The organism is Psychromonas sp. MME2, assembly GCF_040566515.1.
In the GTDB taxonomy this organism is placed as follows: domain Bacteria; phylum Pseudomonadota; class Gammaproteobacteria; order Enterobacterales; family Psychromonadaceae; genus Psychromonas.
On the sequence record NZ_JBEWXI010000006.1, the window covers coordinates 50,191 to 68,844 of the forward strand.

Annotated in this window: 18 protein-coding genes and 1 pseudogene; 7 read left to right on the plus strand and 12 right to left on the minus strand. The window is 38.8% G+C overall.

The features are described from left to right. Positions 1–28: 28 nt before the first annotated feature. Positions 29–2,218, minus strand: a complete 2,190-nt coding sequence (locus AB1A03_RS06185; RefSeq protein ID WP_354623766.1) for a tetratricopeptide repeat protein — start codon at positions 2,216–2,218, stop codon at positions 29–31. 32 nt (positions 2,219–2,250) lie between these two features. After that, positions 2,251–3,108 carry an NADPH-dependent 7-cyano-7-deazaguanine reductase QueF gene (gene queF, locus AB1A03_RS06190; protein ID WP_354623768.1) on the minus strand — a complete coding sequence of 286 codons (858 nt, stop codon included), beginning with the start codon at positions 3,106–3,108 and terminating at the stop codon, positions 2,251–2,253. A 93-nt stretch (positions 3,109–3,201) separates the two neighbouring features. Here queF and syd point away from each other — a divergent pair, with 93 nt between their 5' ends. Continuing rightward, on the plus strand, positions 3,202–3,753 hold the full coding sequence (gene syd / locus AB1A03_RS06195) for a SecY-interacting protein (RefSeq protein WP_354623769.1): 552 nt from the start codon (positions 3,202–3,204) through the stop codon (positions 3,751–3,753). A gap of 128 nt (positions 3,754–3,881) precedes the next feature. Continuing rightward, positions 3,882–4,886, plus strand: coding sequence for an adenosine deaminase (add, locus tag AB1A03_RS06200; protein ID WP_354623771.1), 1,005 nt, complete (start codon positions 3,882–3,884; stop codon positions 4,884–4,886). An 86-nt stretch (positions 4,887–4,972) separates the two neighbouring features. On the opposite strand, the gene AB1A03_RS06205 is transcribed toward add, so the two are convergent. The 5 genes from AB1A03_RS06205 to AB1A03_RS06225 all read right to left on the minus strand — a co-directional run bounded on the left by AB1A03_RS06205 (position 4,973) and on the right by AB1A03_RS06225 (position 10,221). After that, the gene (locus AB1A03_RS06205) at positions 4,973–5,863 is read right to left on the minus strand and encodes a hypothetical protein (RefSeq protein WP_354623773.1); all 891 of its coding nucleotides are present in this window, start codon (positions 5,861–5,863) and stop codon (positions 4,973–4,975) included. A 328-nt stretch (positions 5,864–6,191) separates the two neighbouring features. Then, the gene (locus AB1A03_RS06210; protein WP_354623775.1) at positions 6,192–7,031 is read right to left on the minus strand and encodes an ABC transporter ATP-binding protein; all 840 of its coding nucleotides are present in this window, start codon (positions 7,029–7,031) and stop codon (positions 6,192–6,194) included. Between the two features lie 25 nt (positions 7,032–7,056). Next, positions 7,057–8,052, minus strand: coding sequence for an ABC transporter permease (locus AB1A03_RS06215; protein ID WP_354623777.1), 996 nt, complete (start codon positions 8,050–8,052; stop codon positions 7,057–7,059). 75 nt (positions 8,053–8,127) lie between these two features. Further along, the gene (locus AB1A03_RS06220; protein ID WP_354623779.1) at positions 8,128–9,513 is read right to left on the minus strand and encodes a CmpA/NrtA family ABC transporter substrate-binding protein; all 1,386 of its coding nucleotides are present in this window, start codon (positions 9,511–9,513) and stop codon (positions 8,128–8,130) included. An 81-nt stretch (positions 9,514–9,594) separates the two neighbouring features. Further along, positions 9,595–10,221 (minus strand): ANTAR domain-containing response regulator, encoded by a 627-nt coding sequence (locus AB1A03_RS06225; RefSeq protein WP_354623781.1) that lies wholly within the window; start codon positions 10,219–10,221, stop codon positions 9,595–9,597. A gap of 294 nt (positions 10,222–10,515) precedes the next feature. Between AB1A03_RS06225 and AB1A03_RS06230 the strand changes: the two genes are divergently transcribed. From AB1A03_RS06230 to AB1A03_RS06240, 3 genes are read left to right on the plus strand one after another with little or no spacing between them, the layout of a single operon-like run. Beyond that, positions 10,516–10,644, plus strand: coding sequence for a hypothetical protein (locus tag AB1A03_RS06230; RefSeq protein WP_354623782.1), 129 nt, complete (start codon positions 10,516–10,518; stop codon positions 10,642–10,644). A 29-nt stretch (positions 10,645–10,673) separates the two neighbouring features. Next, entirely contained in the window at positions 10,674–11,138 is a 465-nt protein-coding gene (locus AB1A03_RS06235; protein ID WP_354623924.1) for a MarC family protein, read from the plus strand. Between the two features lie 58 nt (positions 11,139–11,196). Continuing rightward, complete coding sequence (locus tag AB1A03_RS06240; RefSeq protein WP_354623784.1) at positions 11,197–11,523, plus strand: YqfO family protein; 327 nt, start codon at positions 11,197–11,199, stop codon at positions 11,521–11,523. Here AB1A03_RS06240 and AB1A03_RS06245 read toward each other — a convergent pair. Continuing rightward, the gene (locus AB1A03_RS06245) at positions 11,520–11,999 is read right to left on the minus strand and encodes a YcxB family protein (protein ID WP_354623786.1); all 480 of its coding nucleotides are present in this window, start codon (positions 11,997–11,999) and stop codon (positions 11,520–11,522) included. The genes AB1A03_RS06240 and AB1A03_RS06245 overlap by 4 nt on opposite strands. 94 nt (positions 12,000–12,093) lie before the next feature. Between AB1A03_RS06245 and AB1A03_RS06250 the strand changes: the two are divergent. Continuing rightward, positions 12,094–13,277: pseudogene (locus AB1A03_RS06250) on the plus strand (cystathionine beta-lyase). A gap of 70 nt (positions 13,278–13,347) precedes the next feature. On the opposite strand, the gene AB1A03_RS06255 reads toward AB1A03_RS06250, so the two are convergent. Then, complete coding sequence (locus AB1A03_RS06255; RefSeq protein WP_354623787.1) at positions 13,348–14,241, minus strand: glucosaminidase domain-containing protein; 894 nt, start codon at positions 14,239–14,241, stop codon at positions 13,348–13,350. A gap of 244 nt (positions 14,242–14,485) precedes the next feature. On the opposite strand from AB1A03_RS06255, the gene AB1A03_RS06260 reads away from it, so the two are divergent. Beyond that, on the plus strand, positions 14,486–15,277 hold the full coding sequence (locus AB1A03_RS06260; protein ID WP_354623788.1) for a M48 family metallopeptidase: 792 nt from the start codon (positions 14,486–14,488) through the stop codon (positions 15,275–15,277). 116 nt (positions 15,278–15,393) lie between these two features. On the opposite strand, the gene AB1A03_RS06265 is transcribed toward AB1A03_RS06260, so the two are convergent. The 3 genes from AB1A03_RS06265 to AB1A03_RS06275 form a co-directional block, all read right to left on the minus strand. Next, positions 15,394–16,671, minus strand: a complete 1,278-nt coding sequence (locus AB1A03_RS06265) for an outer membrane protein transport protein (RefSeq protein ID WP_354623789.1) — start codon at positions 16,669–16,671, stop codon at positions 15,394–15,396. Positions 16,672–16,921: 250 nt separating this feature from the next. Then, complete coding sequence (locus AB1A03_RS06270; protein ID WP_354623791.1) at positions 16,922–17,812, minus strand: DMT family transporter; 891 nt, start codon at positions 17,810–17,812, stop codon at positions 16,922–16,924. A 60-nt stretch (positions 17,813–17,872) separates the two neighbouring features. Beyond that, entirely contained in the window at positions 17,873–18,625 is a 753-nt protein-coding gene (locus AB1A03_RS06275; protein ID WP_354623793.1) for a substrate-binding periplasmic protein, read from the minus strand. Positions 18,626–18,654 lie beyond the last annotated feature (29 nt).

Here is an 18,654-nt window from a genome sequence, read left to right on the forward strand (position 1 = left end):
TGTGTGAATCTAAGAGCAATTAAAACAATTAATCCTTTAGAGCTGGCCAGGTAAACGTATAGTCTGGGTGGCTACTATTGATTTTAATCAACCCTTTGTTAATTGCTATTTGCGTTGCATTCCATAAATCGCCATCTAAAAATGCAGGTTGTAGGTTATCAATTGCATAAAGTTCTACCCAGCTATTTTTATGTAAAGTGTGACCAATTTGATTCGCTGCAGACATCGCTAGAATGCTTAGTTTTAAGGTACGATTTGCAGACAGTGCTCTACTTGAATTTTTTAAAAAAGGAAAGGTAACAAGACCACAGGCGATACTATTATCTATCTGATTATCTTCACTAAAAACAGTAAAAAAAGTTTCTATTTGGTCAAATAGTGCTTGTGCTGAACCATATTCCTTTTGCTTACCCACAAACAGTATTTGGTTATCTCGTAATTGAAAAAATGCCATGTTATTGAGAAATTGTTTTTTTATGGCCGCACCAAATCGATGCTCTATTTTAGAAGCTTCATTACTGCCTTTTAATTCATTTAAATTATTTAAAAATGGGAAATTGACCAACATGTAGTAAAGAGGTTCACCGTCGTATAACGTATTGAAATTATTATTTCTTGCATATTGTAAAGGTAATTTAGTGCGTTTATGTATTGCTAATTGTTGCTGCTTGTGGCGATTACTTCTATTGAGATTTTTATTTCTGGTGACGGTATAAAAATATAGAACACTCACTAAAATTAATAGTAGTAATGCACAGTTAGCTAATGTCTTTTGTTCTGAACTAAGCTGCCGTAGGTGTGTATTCTGTGCTTCTAACTGTTCTTGATTTTGAGTTTTTTCAAAAAGTTGCAGCTGTTCGCTAATTTGTAATTGTTGTAATTCTAACAGCCCTTGTTTGATGCGATTCTGTAGCGCATGAAAGTTTTTAAAATGTAAAATGGCGAGCTGTAAATTGCCAGTTAGCTCATAGCTTAACGCTAACATTTCAAAGGCTTGTGCACGTAATGGTAGATATTTGTTATCACTTAGTTGGAGTGCTTTTTCGAGCTGAATAATCGCGAGAGCGGGATCCTTATTCATGATATTTAGCTGTGCAAGAAGTAATAAACACTCTATTTGAAAATGAGTTAGCTTTAAACGTTTAAAGTGGTAGCGTGCATTTTGTAGGTATTTTTGTGCGAGTTGAAACTGTTTAGCATCATTATCTTTTTGCCCATTGGCAAGATAGGTGCGACCTATCTCAAGATAAATATGTGGCAGTAGCGAGTTATGTTTATTTATTTGAACTAATTCAAGGGCATTAAAAAGATAAATGAGAGATTCATTAGTCCCATTTTTTTGTCTTTCTAAAATGGCATATTCGATTAGGCTATCTGCTTGTTTGACATTGTTTTTAGTTTTTAAATAAAATTCGATACGTTGTTTAGCAAAAACCAACGCCGTTGATATGCGATATTGTTTTGCATAAATTTCTACTAAACTTTTTTTTACTAAACCATTCAGTTCTACTAATGTATTTTGTTCTGCTAGTTTATTCGCTTGCATAAACGCTGAATTGGCGAGTTGTGGTTGATTGATTTGATTGTAATAGAGGCCGTAGTAATAGATCAACCAAGCCTTTAACTTGGAGTCATTATTGTCTTTTATGCGTTTTTTTATCTCTTCTAGGGCATTTAATGTATCTTGATATAAATTTTCCTGTAATGATAAATTAACGATGGCAAAGAGTATCTCTATGGTGAGATTAGGCGAATCAGAAAAAGCCCCAGTTTCAAGGTTATTTAGGCTATCATGTAACATTTTTAATAGTGTTGAGTTGGTTAGCTGCGACCTATTTTGTGGTGGTATGGTTAAGGCAATTAAATTTAATATATTGATATTGTCACGAGTAAAACCATTATTTTGTAAAATGGGATGCAATAAGTTAATTGCATCTTCGTAATTTTCTAATTGTGTATAGCAAAATGCCAGTAATTGCACCGCGCCTAGATTGGCTATTTTCTTAGGCACATTGTCATTGTGCTGTGGCCATGAATTTAATTCGAAATATTTTTGTTGGCTAATATAACGCTTGGTTTTTTCTACGCAATTTAATGGATCATTATAACGATCATTACTCGCCTCTCTCAATGGCATACTAACCGATGTTTCTACCAGTTCAAACGCACCTACAGTGAGGCTGATTTGCAATAAAAATAGCGCAAACATTGTGCGCATATATAAGCCAATATATTTCATAACATCCGATTTTATTGTCGTAATAAACGTAGATTATTAACACTTTCGATGCTGTTCGTCGATCGTAATGGGTTGATATCTAAACCACCTCGGCGAGTATAACGCGCATAGACTGAAAGCGAATCTATTTGTGCAAATTTCATGAGGTCGCAGTAAATTCGTTCGACACACTGCTCATGGAATTCATTATGCTGACGAAATGATATTAAGTAACGTAATAATTTTTCTCTATCAAGCTTTTGTCCTGTGTAGCTTATTTCTACACTTCCCCAATCCGGTTGGTTAGTGATTAAACAGTTTGATTTTAAAAGATGTGAATATAATGTTTCTGTCACTATTTGATTACCACCAATGTCCTGCAAGTAGTCACTTGTGAATTGGTAGTTATTAACCGCTATATCCAAATCATCGATGCAATGCCCCTTGAAGGTGCCTAACTTATCCGTAAATTTATCTAAATTGTCATTAATTTCAACACGCACGCTTTTGTTGGCGACCTTTGACAAATCTGTTGTTAATCTTTCTTGCACTTCAGTGAGGCAAGAAAATTGAGTTTGATTAAAGCTATTTAGATAGAGTTTAAAAGATTTTGATTCAATTAAGTTGTCACTATCAAAGGGGATAGTGACAACCGCCGTTGCAACAACCGGTTTACCTTTGCTATTTAACCAAGATAATTCATAAATATTCCATAAATCATAGCCAACAAAGGGTAAATTATCGGCGCTTATTTTTAATTCATCGCGATTCAAACTACGGGGAACTCCCTGTAACAAAGACGCATCATAGTGATCTTTATATTCACTGTTCTTTCCTAGAGAGAGGTTTTGTAATGCGCTACTATTTTTGTAAAGGTGCTTATCGGTCATAATGGGATCGCTTTTTGAAATTTTTCAGCTAATTAAATTGAGTTTGAGTATACAATAATGCCATTGTAAACAAACTATAGAAATATTCGAGCAATGAATACTCCAACTGAGCAACAATTATTGGCACTTTTAGATCGTCAAAAAGCGCTTTGGCAAAGTGAAAAAAAGTGTCTTCCTCAATTGCCCTTTGATGAACAATGGCGATCACCCTGTGAAGTCGGCGAAGAGCAGAACGGTTATATCTCTTGGGCAGCGGTTAAGCGTGACACAAATACGGATTTGCATAATATCGAAGAAGCACTGGGTATCGAGCTTCATCCTACGATCAGCGTTTTCTTTTGTAGCGTCTATGCGGGGGAGTTACCCTGTACCTTTGATGGTCATCCCATTCAATTAATTCAAGTTTGGAATGAAGAGGATTTTAGGTTATTACAGGAGAATATGATTGCTCATTTTATGATGCAAAAACGGTTAAAAAAACCAGCGTCGATGTTTATTGCCAGTTGTAGTGATGAGATGCAGATCATCTCTATTTTAAATGAAACAGGGCAAGTACAGTTAGAGACACTTGGTAAAGGGCAGGAAGCTGTTTTGGCGGAAAATTTGGCTGATTTTTTAGCACAATTAACCCCTGTTATTGAATAACAACAGATTTTGTAATGAATATGCTTCACTCCTGTTAAAAGTAACCGATTAGTTATTTTTACTAGAGACATGCGCAGTCGGTACTCCCTATACTGTAAGTAGCATTTCGCTTTCAGGGAGATAGAATAATGATTACTAAAACACTGCCGTTAACCGATTTACATCGCCATTTAGATGGCAATATTCGTATTAATACCATTTTGGAGTTGGGACAGCACTTTGCATTAGCGTTGCCTGCAAATACTATTGAGGCGCTTCGTCCTCATGTTCAAATTGTTGAAACTCAGCCCGATTTACTTGGATTTCTTGCAAAATTGGATTGGGGGGTAGCGGTATTAGGTGACTTAGATGCGTGTCGTCGTGTTGCCTATGAAAATGTTGAAGATATAAAAAATGCGCAAATTGATTATGCTGAATTGCGTTTTTCGCCTTATTATATGGCGCTTAAACATAACTTGCCCCTTGCCGGTGTTGTTGAAGCCGTTGTCGATGGTGTGCAGGCCGGCTGTCGAGATTTTTCTGTAAAGGCCAATTTAATTGGGATTTTAAGTCGTACCTTCGGTCAACATGCTTGCCAGCAAGAACTCGATGCGTTGTTAACACAAAAAGATAAGTTAGTAGCCATCGATTTGGCGGGGGATGAACTTGGACAGCCGGGGGATTTGTTCACTCAACATTTTCGTCGTGTTCGCGATGCTGGCTTACAGGTTACCGTGCATGCCGGTGAAGCCGCTGGTGCTGCCAGTATTTGGCAAGCGATTACTGAATTGGGGGCGACGCGAATAGGCCATGGTGTTAAGGCGATCGAAGATCTCCGTTTGATGGAGTACTTAGCGACGCAGCAAATAGGTATTGAATCCTGTATCACTTCGAACATACAAACAAGTACGGTAAAAAGTTTTGCCGATCACCCCATCCATCATTTTTTACAGCAGGGGGTGCGAGCTTGTTTAAATACCGATGATCCCGCTGTCGAAGGTATTGAGTTAGCGCATGAGTACCACATAGCATCTAGTAAAGTAGGGTTATCTGAGGGCGCGATTCGTCAAGCGCAGGTCAATGGGTTGGAATTGGCTTTTTTATCTGTTTCTGAGAAACAGGCATTACGGGCAATCGCGGCTAAACGTGGTTAATTTGTTATTGATGGCCATTTTACCTTTGCTACGTCAAGGTGCATAGTCAGCAAGAGCAATAGCCCTATGTTGTAAGTGATTAACGCTTATCTATAGTGACCTCTTGCTCTTGTCTCCGAACTAATGGCTGATGAAGCATCTTGAGGTGATTTAGGGCTCTGTTTTTTTGTGCTAATGCCTGTTTGTAGTTCATCGATATAAATATCAAATTTATCCAATACTATATCTAATGCTGAGGTCGCCAAATTAAAAAAGGCTTCAGCGGATATGTCCACTCTTTCACTTAATATTTTCCTATTGATTGTCTGTAAAAGTTCTTTTAACAATTGTGTATTGAGCGCATGGTTTTGCTGTGTTAAAAATTTATCGATGCAGTTTTGTAGATAATTAAGCTTTATTTTTTGAGAGGGGGAGTAAATTTTAGCCGCTGCGATGCTGGTTCCGATTGCTCGAACTTGTCCGATATGTTCTGCCGTGGTCAGTAATTGTGACCAGAGAAAGTTGGCGTTATCTTTATCACTGGTCAGCAGTTCCTGTAAATGATGATTATCTGCGCACTCTTCTATAAGATTAAGTATATTAATAATTAAGTTGCCATGTTGTCTAAAGTTATGAGAGCTTTCATATTTTGTATAATTAATGGAAAGACGTAACCAGTGATCATTTATGCCGTTCCAAATTTGATTGTCGCTGACCCATCCCTTTTTAATATTTATCTCTTTTATCTGTTTATTTATCGCTTCCTTAATGATATTTATGCGCGGTAATAATGAGCTGTCTCCATGTAAATAGCCCATGGTTAAGCCTCTGTGCTGTTGGATATTAGTCAATAACGCTTTAAAGGTTTTTAACCAGAGCAGCCCCTGTAAATAACGTTGTTTTTGATTTTCCTTTATTTTTCTTTGGTGAAGAAAAAGGGGCAGGAAAGTGACGCTAAAAATTAGCAATAACAATATGGCTATATTAATGAATGACATGGCAATCTCCATCATCGACTATAAATAAGCTGCGTTGGTCTGTGACATCGTCAATATGAATACCAATCTGCGTAACTGTTCGAGCTTATTGGTTAGAATAATAAGTAGCTGGGTTGCATTCAATCGTAATAGTCTGCTATTACTCAATCATGCGCCTTGCTCTCTCTCTTTTCCTTAACAAGCTATGACTACAATATTATCCAGATTGGTATCATCCCCTAATGGTAAGAGAAGGTTTGTTTTGTGCTGCATTTTGCTGCGCAAGTAAGCGAGTGACATTTAACGGCAACTCTAACTAGAATGCTAACCTTGTTTATCACTTAATTGTTTAAGCCGTTGCGCTATTTATTGCCGCTTTTTTTACCGTTGCTGGTTTGATCATTTCGACTTTACGTTGTTTCTCGTATAGGAAGGTTAATACCTCAGAGCGCAGTCGGTTGTATTCGGCGTCCTTAGAAAGGCTCAGTCTGTCTCTTGGGCGTTCCAATTCAACTTGCAATATTTCACCAACCGTTGCCGCAGGCCCATTGCTCATCATGATGATCCGGTCTGAGAGCAGCACTGCTTCATCAACATCATGGGTTATCATTATTACCGTATTATTGAGTTCATTTTGAATTTCCATTAGAGAATCTTGCATGTGCGCCCTTGTTAGTGCGTCTAATGCGCCGAAGGGTTCATCCATAAGTAACACTTCGGGTTGCATTGCTAGCGCGCGAGCAATACCTACTCGTTGCTTCATGCCTCCGGATATTTCACTCGGGCGCTTATCCATAGCATGATCCATATGTACTAGTTTGAGGTTATGCTCTATCCACTCGCGTTTTTCAGACTTGTTCATTTTTCCGGCAAAAACCTCATTAACCGCTAATTCAACATTTTGATATGCTGTTAACCAAGGCAACAGCGAGTGATTTTGAAAAACCACTGCGCGTTCCGGTCCCGGTTCCCTCACTTCTCGACCATTGAGTATGATGCCACCTTTAGATGCTTGATAAAGACCTGCGACGACATTTAGTACCGTGGATTTTCCACAGCCAGAATGGCCAATTAATGAGACAAACTCTCCTTTTTTTATTTGTAAATCAACATCCTTAAGGGCTGTGAAATCGCCAGTCGGTGTTGGGAAAACCATATCAATATGGCTAATATCAAGAAATGCTTTCATTATTATTATCCTTAATGTGAATGCGTTAAACGGTGACCGTCGATTTATCCCAAGATGCCATACGTTGTAATTGCAACATGCCTCTATCGAGAATAAAACCAATGAATCCAATGACAATGACCGCCGCCATAATACGGGCTAATGAATTTGAACTGCCATTTTGGAATTCGTCCCAGACAAACTTTCCTAGCCCTGGATTTTGTGCCAACATTTCGGCGGCAATAAGTACCATCCAAGCAACGCCAAAGGATAAACGCATGCCGGTAAAGATCATTGGTATTGAAGCGGGTAGGACAATTTTTTGAATATGTTTGTGCATCGGTAGACGCAATACACGGCTGACATTTTTTAAATCTTGATCTAGTGTAGATACACCAATCGAAGTGTTAATGACCATTGGCCACAAACTACATAATGTTACCGTCATCATTGAGTTGAGAAATGATTTTGATAACATGGGATCATCGGAAATATACAGCGCACTGACCACCATCGTCACCAACGGTAACCATGCAAGCGGTGATACAGGCTTAAATATTTGTATAATAGGGTTGACCGCTGAGTTTAAGTTTTTACTTAATCCCATTGCAATACCTAATGGAATTGCAATAATTGCTGCGAGTAAAAAGCCACTACTCACGGTAATTAAACTGGTGACGATTTGATCGAAAAAAGTCTCTTTACCCGTGTATTTTCGATCCTTTGCTTGATAGCTTGGATCTTTGGCTATTCTGGCATTATTGCGTACCTCTTGGCGTTGGTAGAACTTTTGTGCTTTTTCTCTTTCCGTTTGATGCTCATCGTATAATGTCTGAAATTGTTGTAAAACAGCCGTTGGGCCAGGAAAATCGCCCAATGATGTGTGAATGTTTTTGGCTGTAATTGTCCATAGTAGTAAAAATATCGTAATACCTAAAAATGGCAGAAGTAGTAACTGACAAACAGACTTAAATAGGCGTTGTAGATTAGCGCTAGAAGATGTCGCTGTGACTAATTTATTGGTCAGTGAGCTAATTGTCATAATAAATCATCCTTTTGGTTAGACCAACATTTGTTAAGCGGTTGGTCTAACTGATTTGCTGTTATTTTGCTGAAATTACAGTTTGTTATCTTTTTTAAGACCAATTTTAAAAGAATCTATGTAAGCATTTGGTGTATTGCCGTCATAAACTAAATTGTCAATAAAGTGTGTTTGTGGTGCTCTAAAACCGGTTTCTGTTTTAAAGTCAGGAAAGTCTTTTGCATCGGCTAACTTCTCCTCAATTAATGATTGTGCTGCTAATTGGTATATATCAGGACGATAAACTTTTTTCGCTAAATCCTTATACCATTGGTCGCTTTTTGCCTCTGAAATTTGTCCCCAGCGACGCATTTGTGTTAGATACCAAATTGCATCGGAATAGTAGGGGTAGGTTGCGTTATAGCGGAAGAATACATTGAAATCTGGTACTGAGCGTTTATCTCCTTTTTCATATTCAAACGTCCCTGTCATGCTGTTAGCGATAACATCATAATCAGCCCCCACGTAATTTGACTGCGATAATATTTTGACCGCTTCAGGGCGATTAGCATTATTGTTATCATCTAACCAAATCGCCGCTCTGATCAGTGCTCGGGTTAAGCGAATGGTGGTATTCGGATATTTTTTAGCAAATTCAGCCGTTACGCCAAACACCTTTTCGGGATTGTTTTTCCATATCTCATAATCGGTAACAACGGGTACGCCAATACCTTTGAATACCGCTTGTTGATTCCAAGGTTCACCGACGCAGTAGCCGTATATTGTGCCCGCTTCTAAAGTGGAAGGCATCTGTGGTGGTGGCGTCACAGAAAGGATTGCATCGGCACTAATGTGGCCACTTGTATCGCCTTTGTGGGGAGCATAGTATCCGGGATTAATGCCACCAGCTGCTAACCAATAACGTAGTTCGTAGTTATGCGTAGAAACGGGAAAAACCATACCCATATTAAAGGGTTTACCCTGTGCTTTGTAAGCATCGACGACAGGCTTTAATGCATCGGCTTTTATCGGATGAACGGGCTTCCCATCAGCTTGCTTGGGGATATGAGGTTTCATTTGAGCCCAAATGTCATTCGATACGGTAATCGCATTACCGTTTAGATCCATGGAGAAGGGCGTAATAATGTCTGCTTGAGTGCCATATCCCATCGTTGCAGCAAGGGGTTGTCCTGCTAGCATATGTGCGCCATCTAGAGTGCCATCAATTAAGCCGTTGAGTAAAACCTTCCAGTTAGCTTGCGCTTCGATAGTGACGTATAGCCCCTCATCTTCAAAGTACCCCTTTTCATAGGCGATGGCGATAGGCGCCATATCGGTGAGCTTGATGAAGCCGAATTTTAGTTCATCTTTTTCTGGCATGCCTAGCTTTTGACTTTGCGCAGTAGCAATCAGCGAAGCTGAAATTGCAAAGCTTATGATTAATTTCTTAAATACAGATTTAATCGGTTTTGTCCCACTCATAGTAAAGTCCTTTTATTCTTATTTAATGTTGTATGATTAATAGTATTGTGGCGAATGTTCTTATTTTTATATTGTCACCTCCTAGTGCTTTATTTTTATCTGTAACAGACCGCTGACTTCAATAACGTTATGCGCAATAACCGCTAAGGATTGCCCATTATCTATTGCCATTTGGCGTAAGTTTTCATCTGCTTGCTGCTCTGATATGTTTTTTTGTTGCATAAGTAATCCTTTTGCTTGTTCTAATAATTTTCGTGTTATCAGCTCTGTCTTGGCCTGCTCTAATGCTTCACGCAGTGCTTGATGTTCTACAAATCGTTGTTGTGCCACTGAGATGATGCTATTGAGGCGATCAGCTGGCACCTTATCGACGATATAACTACTGACGCCTGCTTTTATTGATGCTTGCATTGATAGGGGGCAATCTTTTTCAGCAAAAATAATTACGTTTAATGGCGCTAATTGATGTATTTTTGCCAGTTCATGTAATGTTTTTTGGCTAGGCTGAACAATGTTGAGGAGTAGTAAATCGGGTTCATATTTACTGATCTCCTCATAAAGAGTCGTTTCCCCATGAAGGTGCTTACAAATAACATATCCAGAATTTTCTAGCGTCTGTTTCAAAATAGAGTGATGCGTGAACTGCTCCTCCACCAGCAAAATAGAATTACTTTGATGTTGATGATTTTCTCTATCTGTCTTATTCATTTCATTGCCCATCAATTTAATTAATAAATGCGTAACAATTATTTAACACTCTCTTGTTGGGTTAATAGCAAATCTGATGCCACTTATTTATTTTCTTTAATATCAGTGTGTTGCTTTGTTTTGTGGTTTTTTAGTATAGATAGATGCACCACGGTTAATGATTTTTAATCGAATTGCACCAGAATGGTTAGCATGTGGGAAGTCGGTAAGTTTTTTTAGGGTATTGATTATTTGGCTTTTTTTTTTGTTACTATTATAGTTTTTAACTGTGAACTTTTTATTAGAGGAAAAATGATGAGTGATTTTATAAACCATGCGGTGACGGTTTTTTTGGGTTTTTTTGCAATTATGAATCCAATTGCCAACACTGCGATTTTTGCAGGTTTGGTGGCGAACGAAATCGCCCCGAACAGATTAAAATAGCGATCAAGTCGTTGTTTGTTGCCTTTTTAGTGATTGTTGCATTTGCTGCCCTTGGTAAGGCTATCTTCCATCTTTTTGGGATCACTATGCCAGCCTTACGAATTGCCGGAGGTATTTTGGTCTTCTTGATTGGTTATCATATGTTACAAGGTAGTAATTCTAAAATGCATGATTCAGAGTCAGCCGATGAAGATGATGATATTGCTATTTCACCGCTGGCTGTACCTCTTTTAGCGGGGCCAGGAACAATAGCGACAGCGATGAATTTTGCAGCTTCAAAGGGGATGACTGAAGTTGGGCTGACGATTGCCATGTTTGCCGTGCTTTGTTTGATAACCTTTGTCTGTTTTATGTTTAGTGCCAGAATTGTCGCTGTTCTTGGTAAAGGTGGGTTAAGTATTGCCACTCGTTTAATGGGATTGATTCTTGCTGTTATTGGTATACAGATGCTTTTAGAAGGTATCTCAGGTTTTGTTCATTTTATTAACCTGTAGTATGGTGTTGGTTTACTCTCTCTCATATTAAATGAAATTGTTTATGTAGGGGAATTGTTTGTATCAACTTATTTTTTATGTGCCTAGCACTCATCTTGAGCAAGTTAAAAGCGCGCTTTTTAAGGCTGGGGCTGGAAAAATAGGCCATTATGATTGTTGTGCTTGGCAAACTTTAGGTACTGGTCAATTTAGACCGCTCTCCGCTAGCTCCCCGTTTTTGGGGAACATTGATCAGTTAGAGTGTGTCGCGGAGTATAAAGTCGAAATGGTTTGTGCTAAGGCATCAATAAAAAACGTTTTACAGGCGTTGATTGCTGAGCATCCCTATCAAACACCAGCTTATAGCGTCCACGCTATGATGACCTTAGCGGATTTTGATGATTAATGTTCAGGCTGAGTATGTTCAATAATGAACGCTTTTGCCTGTTCACTGATTGTGCTTTTGGAAATATAATGGCTTCCCCCATTGTTAGCTATTAACAGTAATCCTTTGCTTGTCTCTTCAACGTTAGCAATATCTCCCCAAAGCAGTTGACTGTTATTGTATACACTTTTTATTTCAATGCCTTTATCATCAATAATTAAATGGATAGTATTGCCTGAATTTCTGCTCCATACCTGTCTAGTAAGCCACCACGCTCGTCGATAGCGAAAGCTAAACCACTCTACTATGACCAATGCTAAGAGAAAGTAGCCTAATATATCTTCATCATCAGTGAAAATAAAAATGGCAATAGCCGCAGCAATGAGTAGTGCCATAAATTTATATCGTGGCGTCTTATTTTTGCTAAATGGTAAAGATTCATCATAGCACTCTTGCAGATGTTCGCGGTTGAGTGAAAACTCTGATTGAAAACGCATAGTTAGGCCTTATACTGTTCATCGATTATTTAAATGGTAACATGTTTTTACTAAATAACGCGATGTTAGCAATATTTAAAGGTGGAAGAATAAAATGGAAAAAGAGACAAAAATAGTGAGTCTAGGCCGCGATAAAAAATGGACCAATGGGGCTGTGAATCCGCCTGTATTTAGAGCTTCAACTATTTTATTTGCAAGCATGGAAGAGATGAATTACGCGGCTAAAAATCGTGCCAATGGTGAACCTTTTTACGGACGTCGCGGTGGGCCAACTCACTTTGCCTTCCAGGCTGCAATTTCTGAACTCGAAGGCGGGGTGGAACTGCACTCTACCCATCGGGCAGTGCAGCAATCAGTGCGTCATTATTGAGTTTTTTAAAGTCTGGTGATCATCTATTAATGGTTGATAGTGTTTATGAACCGACTCGTGCGTTATGTGACAATTTATTAGCCGGATTTGGTATTGAAACAACCTATTATGATCCATTGATTGGTGCGGGTATCGTTGATTTAATAAAAGAGAACACCAAGGTGTTATTTTTGGAATCTCCGGGCTCAATTACCATGGAAGTGCAAGATGTACCGACATTAAGTGCGATTGCACATGATCACGATATGGTTGTGATGTTAGATAATACCTGGGCATCACCTATCAATTCTCGCCCCTTTGATATGGGGGTTGATATATCAATTCAAGCTGCAACTAAGTACATTGTTGGGCATTCTGATGTGATGATAGGTACAGCCACTGCCAATGAAAAATGTTGGGATCAACTTCGTGAGAATAGCTATTTGCAAGGGCAATGTACTTCTCCTGATGATGTGTATCTAGCTAGTCGCGGTTTACGCACACTGGCTGTGCGTATGGCGCAACATGAAAAAAATGCACTGCAGGTCGCTAACTGGTTAGCTGAACGACCAGAGGTCGATAGTCTTCGTCACCCCGCTTTTCCTAGTTGCCCAGGACATGAATTCTTTAAACGTGATTTTAGTGCTTCGAATGGGTTATTTTCTTTTATTTTAAAAGAGGGAAATCAACGGGCTGTGACCGCTTTTGTTGAGAATATGAAACACTTTAAAATGGGGTTTTCATGGGGAGGTTATGAAAGTCTTATTTTAGGTGTGTTTGGCATTGATAAATTGCGTAGTGCAACACAATGGGATAGCAGTAAACCTCTTATTCGTTTGCATATTGGCCTTGAAAATGTTGATGATTTAATTGCCGATTTAGAGGCCGCTTTTGTGCGTTTTAATGGTGCATTAAATAACGGTAAATAAAGAGGTAAAGAAGCGTACTTTAGTACGCTTCTATTTGTCGCCATGGGGCGCGTTTATTATAATAGATGACCTATTCGTTAATTAAATGGATAAGTGGCTCTTTAGCTAGATGGGCTTTATCAATTTGTTGCAGTTTGTTATGGCTTATCATAGCTCGTATCCCGTCAATATATGCTTGCCCACGTTCCGAGTAGTTATGCAGCGTACCCGCTAAGAGGTAACCTGTGATCGATTTTTTTTCAGCGCGTAATTTACTGCGTAAAGTGCGTAAGCTTTGATAAGCATTATTGCTGTTAACATTTAGCATATAAGCCTCAACGGAAGCGAGTGGGCTATCAAAACGTGCCACACCATAATTCCCCAGCTCGCTTCTTTGTGCCAGGGGCTTCATCCCTTTACCGGTAAAATCCCATTGACCAAAAAAGGCATTGCCCTCTAGGGTAAAACGAGATGTTGCCCAACCACTCTCTTCAGCGGCTTGTGCCAGCACGAGGGAGGGCGGTAGGATATCAACGCGTTTTAATAATGTTTTACGCGCATTTTCATCGATCTGTTTTGTTTGATCGTCAATCACTTTATATTTTAATGCGAGATCTCTTAGTTTTTCTGAGTTTAATGGACTCGTTTTGACTATTTTTCGTTCAGCTAAAATTTGTTCGTTGGCCATCAATGCAAGTGGTGCCATAAGGCGAAAAAAGACCATTTTTTTCGTTTGTACTGGTAGGTTTTTTGAGCTTTCAGCCCATTTTTCTCCAACGCCTGCAAATGTCATTCTAGGGATTTCATGATTTCCCTCAGTCCATTGCTGATCGGTGTATTGGTATTTATCAAATAAGGTATATAAATCATCTAATGAAGAAATAGGCACATTGATGACTTGTTTATCACTGTTTTCAGAGCAAGCTGTGATAAACAAGCCTCCTGCGATAACTAAAGCAATGCAAGCGAATAGGCGTTTTTTCATAGTATGAGTTCCTCGTTTATAAAAATTATTTTATGGTGAGCTGGATAACATGAGCCATATAATATTCCCAGTGAACGTTATTTGTTTACAAATCATATTAGTTCAAATTTTTTACTATGGCTGCGTCACGAAATGGAGTGGATTATAATTGAATTAGGCGATTTGTGTTTTTTATTTATTAAATAGTTATAATAGCGAATAGGATCAATACTTATTTTACAATACTTATGGAAGGAGTCCCCCTATGCGCCCATTGCGTCCTCTATTTAAATTTTCGTTACTTGCGGTAATATTAGGAGTGGCGGCATGCTCTAGTTCTCCGACGGGGCGGCAGCAAGTTTTACTGTTTTCTGGTAACGATATGTCACAACTTGGAGCACAATCATTCTCTGAGTTAAAAAAACAGGAGAAGATTGAGAGCGATCCTAAAATAAATAAGTATGTACAATGTGTTAGCTACGCAATTACCCGCACGTTGCCTGCACCCAAAGATTTTAACGAGTGGGAGGTGGTGGTATTCGATAGTGAACAAGTTAATGCTTTTGCATTACCAGGGGGGAAAATAGGTGTATATACGGGTCTTCTTAATGTAGCTAAAAATCAAGATCAGTTGGCCACGGTCATTGGCCATGAAATTGCTCATGTCCTTGCTAATCACGGTAACGAAAGGCTATCTCAAAGTCAGGTAGTCGATATGGGGTTACAACTTTCTAGCGCCGCAATGAGCGGAAGTGAATATCAAGGCATGGCGATGGCCGGACTTGGGCTAGGGGCTCAATATGGGATTCTTATGCCCTATGGTCGAGCACAGGAGTCTGAGTCTGATATTCTTGGTTTACGTTTAATGGCTGCAGCCGGGTTTGATCCGCAGCAGAGTGTGGAGTTATGGAAAAATATGGCAGCGGCTTCGGGGGGGAACCAACCCCCTGAGTTACTCTCAACACATCCATCTCATTCCACTCGAATTGAAGATTTACAAAAAGAGATTGCCAAACTTTCTATAACCCCTGTCAAACGTCAAAATTGTCAGCAATAAGATTGTAATGACCATAATATTTGTCAGGTGCTCGCTCAGGTGTTAGAGCGTGTTGTGACACGAGGGGATGCGAGGTTGATAACGATAAATCAACCTCACTCTATTTTTGATTTTAGTTAAAATTGCTGGCTATATTGTAGCGCGAGTAGTATTGCATTGGCATGCGTCGTTGCATGTAAGTCAGATATTTCTACACCGTCACTTTCCGTTGATTCATTTACCTTGACGTCTTTACCCAGTAAGTAAGTTGCACCAAAATCAACATTTGCGTTCTCATCAATATGGTAGCTAACACCTGCTGAGAACCATTGGCGATCTGAGTCCGGTACAGAGACTGATGTGACTTTATTTTGTGCGCTCTGATCGTACATATAGCCGCTACGTAGTGTCCATTTACTGTTTAAGTAATAGGTTGCGCCTAAGGAAAAATGCATGGCATCTTGCCACTCATAATTATTAATTGTCGCAAACTCTTTTGAATCTAGCGTATCGAAGGCAGACCAACCTATCCATTGCACGCTATAGTGGACGGCAAATTGTGTTTGTGGAATATGGTGATAACCAGAAAATTCAGCCATATCCGGTAAGGGTACATAGACGGTATCATTGTGCTGTTCAGCTCCATTATAGCTAACATCCCCCTTGCCATGAACTCTGGGGCTGTAACGATAGGATAAACCGAAACGGTTATTTTCATCGAGTTCAAATACAGTGCCAATATTAAACCCCAAACCGACACCCTCAATATCCGCATCTAGTACTTTTTTGGATTGCAAGATAGAACCATCGATGGGTGAGTATACGTTGAGATTACGTTTCAGTTTGCCTTCGCCATATATGACATCTAATCCTGCGCCAAAGCTCCATTGACTATTTAAACGGTAAGCGCCACTTAGTCCTAAATTGATCGTTTTAAGTTCAGTGTGTCCTCCGTATTCAGAAGCGACAAAAGTATTATTAAACTCAGTCTTTGTGCCAAAGTTTGAGTAAAGATTAACGCCGACTGCAAACCTTTCATCAATAGGTACGATTAAATGGATATTCGGTGCGTATGAAGTATCACCGGCATTGTTATAGTCAGCGCTATCTCGGTAACCAACACCGGGAGCAATGATATGTTGTTGGTTATACGTTGCATCTTTTACTTGAATATCCGTCTTTATCAAATTTAAGCCCAAGGAGAGTGATGTTTTTTTAAATAACATCATTGCCGCGGCGTTTCTTGCCATAACCGAAGCGTTATCGGCAATTACAGCATCACCGGCAAAAGCGCGTCCTAATCCCGTTGCAGACTGGGCATTTAGCTGAAACCCAGCTGCATAAAGAGGTTGAAAGAGAGTGCTTGATAGGGCGGTCATCAGCAAAGATTTTTTAACATATCTGATATTTTGCATTATCCGTTTAATTACCTTCTTTACTTATATTAATATAGTGGGTGGGGGATAGGTGTTGCTGAAAAATAATATAGTCGCTGCTAAACAATAGCTATATTGTAATACTCATGGTGTGTTTAAATGTTAACTTTTTGTGAGTTATTTATAATTTATTTGTTGCTCTCTTTATTCCGATTGCTATTAGAGACGGCTCCAGACTTATTTAGCCTAGATTATTGAGTTTGATAGCGTTATCTGATTGAGGTGAAAGTTACCTTGATTTGTTACTTTTTATTTGTTGAATCAGCAATCCGCTGATAATAAATAGTAAGCCAACAATGGTTGCAGGATAGATGGGCTCTTTAATTATCCAATTTAGTAATAACAAAGAAATAAAGGGAGATATGAAAATTAAGTTACTTATTTGCGCTGTATTTTGTGCATAACGCAACGCCGTTAACCATGCCACGAAAGCAAAACCCATTTCAAATAAACCAATATAAATAGCACCTATCCATCCTTGCCAATCTGGCATGATAAAATCACTCATTAACGGGGTAGCAATGATAATTACTGGTAGAGCAAGTACAAAAGAGAGTAGTAACGATACAATAGGATCTGCGCTATTTTTACTATTTAAAATCCAATACATGGCCCATAATAGCGTACTAAACAGTGCAAGAAAGACCCCTAGTGGGCTGCTGAAATTTAAACTTAATAACTCACCTCTGGTGGCGATAATCATCGCGCCAAAGTAGCCAAGTAGAATTGCTGCAATATCTTTTTTATGTAATTTTTGCCCGAGAAAAGGAACTGCTAAAATGCTCAAGGTTATTGCCCATGTGTAATTTAGCGTTTGCGCTTGTTGTGCAGGCAATAAATCGTAAGCAGCAAATAGGATCAAGTAGTAAAGAAATGGATTAATTAAACCCAGGGTTAAATAGTAAAAGGGCCTCTTTAAGAAGTAATGTTTAACCAGATGGAGTTTATTTTGTAGATAACAGATACAAGTCAATGCCAAAATGGTGGTGCTTGAGGAGACAAGTAGCATCTGTATGGGAGAAAAGTAAGCGAGGGTAAGCTTAAAAGCGCTAGCAACAGTGGACCACATTAACACTGCCGTCAATGCAAAGAGTATCGCTTTTTTTTGATTCTTTATCATGTTTAAGGGCTGCTACATTACAGGTGATATGGATAGGCTAGCATAGTCAAATTGGGTGGATTAATATAAATATTTTTTCTCAATCGCTTTAAACACCCCATTTTCACGTGCTTTTTTCATTGATTGATTAAATTTTTTAAGGAATGCTTTGTGATTACTTTGTTTAGAGAAGCCCAAGTAGTTAGGATTGACAAAAAATTTTTGGGGTGAGATATAAAGCAGCCTTTTCAGGCTAAGCATCTCTGGATTATCATCAAAGACACTATTAAAGGCATGCAAGCCAGGGCTAATAATAGCGAGATCGATGCGCTCTTTAGCGACCAATTTTAAGCGGTGAGCGGGATCGCCATTATCAGCGATAAAAGTGAATACATTATCTTTTATCGCCTGTTCAAATTCATCGCTATACATTGCACTGCGTGATGCAGCCAATTTTTTTTCACTTAAATCATTGATATTTTTGTAATTAAGCGGTGAGTTGATGTGGCTTACTAACAAAATATCTTCATTATACATCACGTCTGAATAATCAATAAGCTGCTCTCGAGCATGAGTAAATGAAAGACCAATTACCCCTCCTTTTCTATCAAGCATATTTTTATAGGCGCGTGCCCATGAGGATAAATGATAGCTGAATTTGCAGTTTATATCTGCACCGATGTAATCCATCATATCAATCAAAATCCCCTTAGCTTGGCCATTTTCTAAGTAGACTTTCGGTTTCATATTTTCATTGGCAAAAATATTCACATGACACGCGAACACGTCTGTTATGGGTAGCAATAAAGATATAAAAATGGCCGGGATTTTCATTGCATCTAATTCTCTAATAAAATTAATTA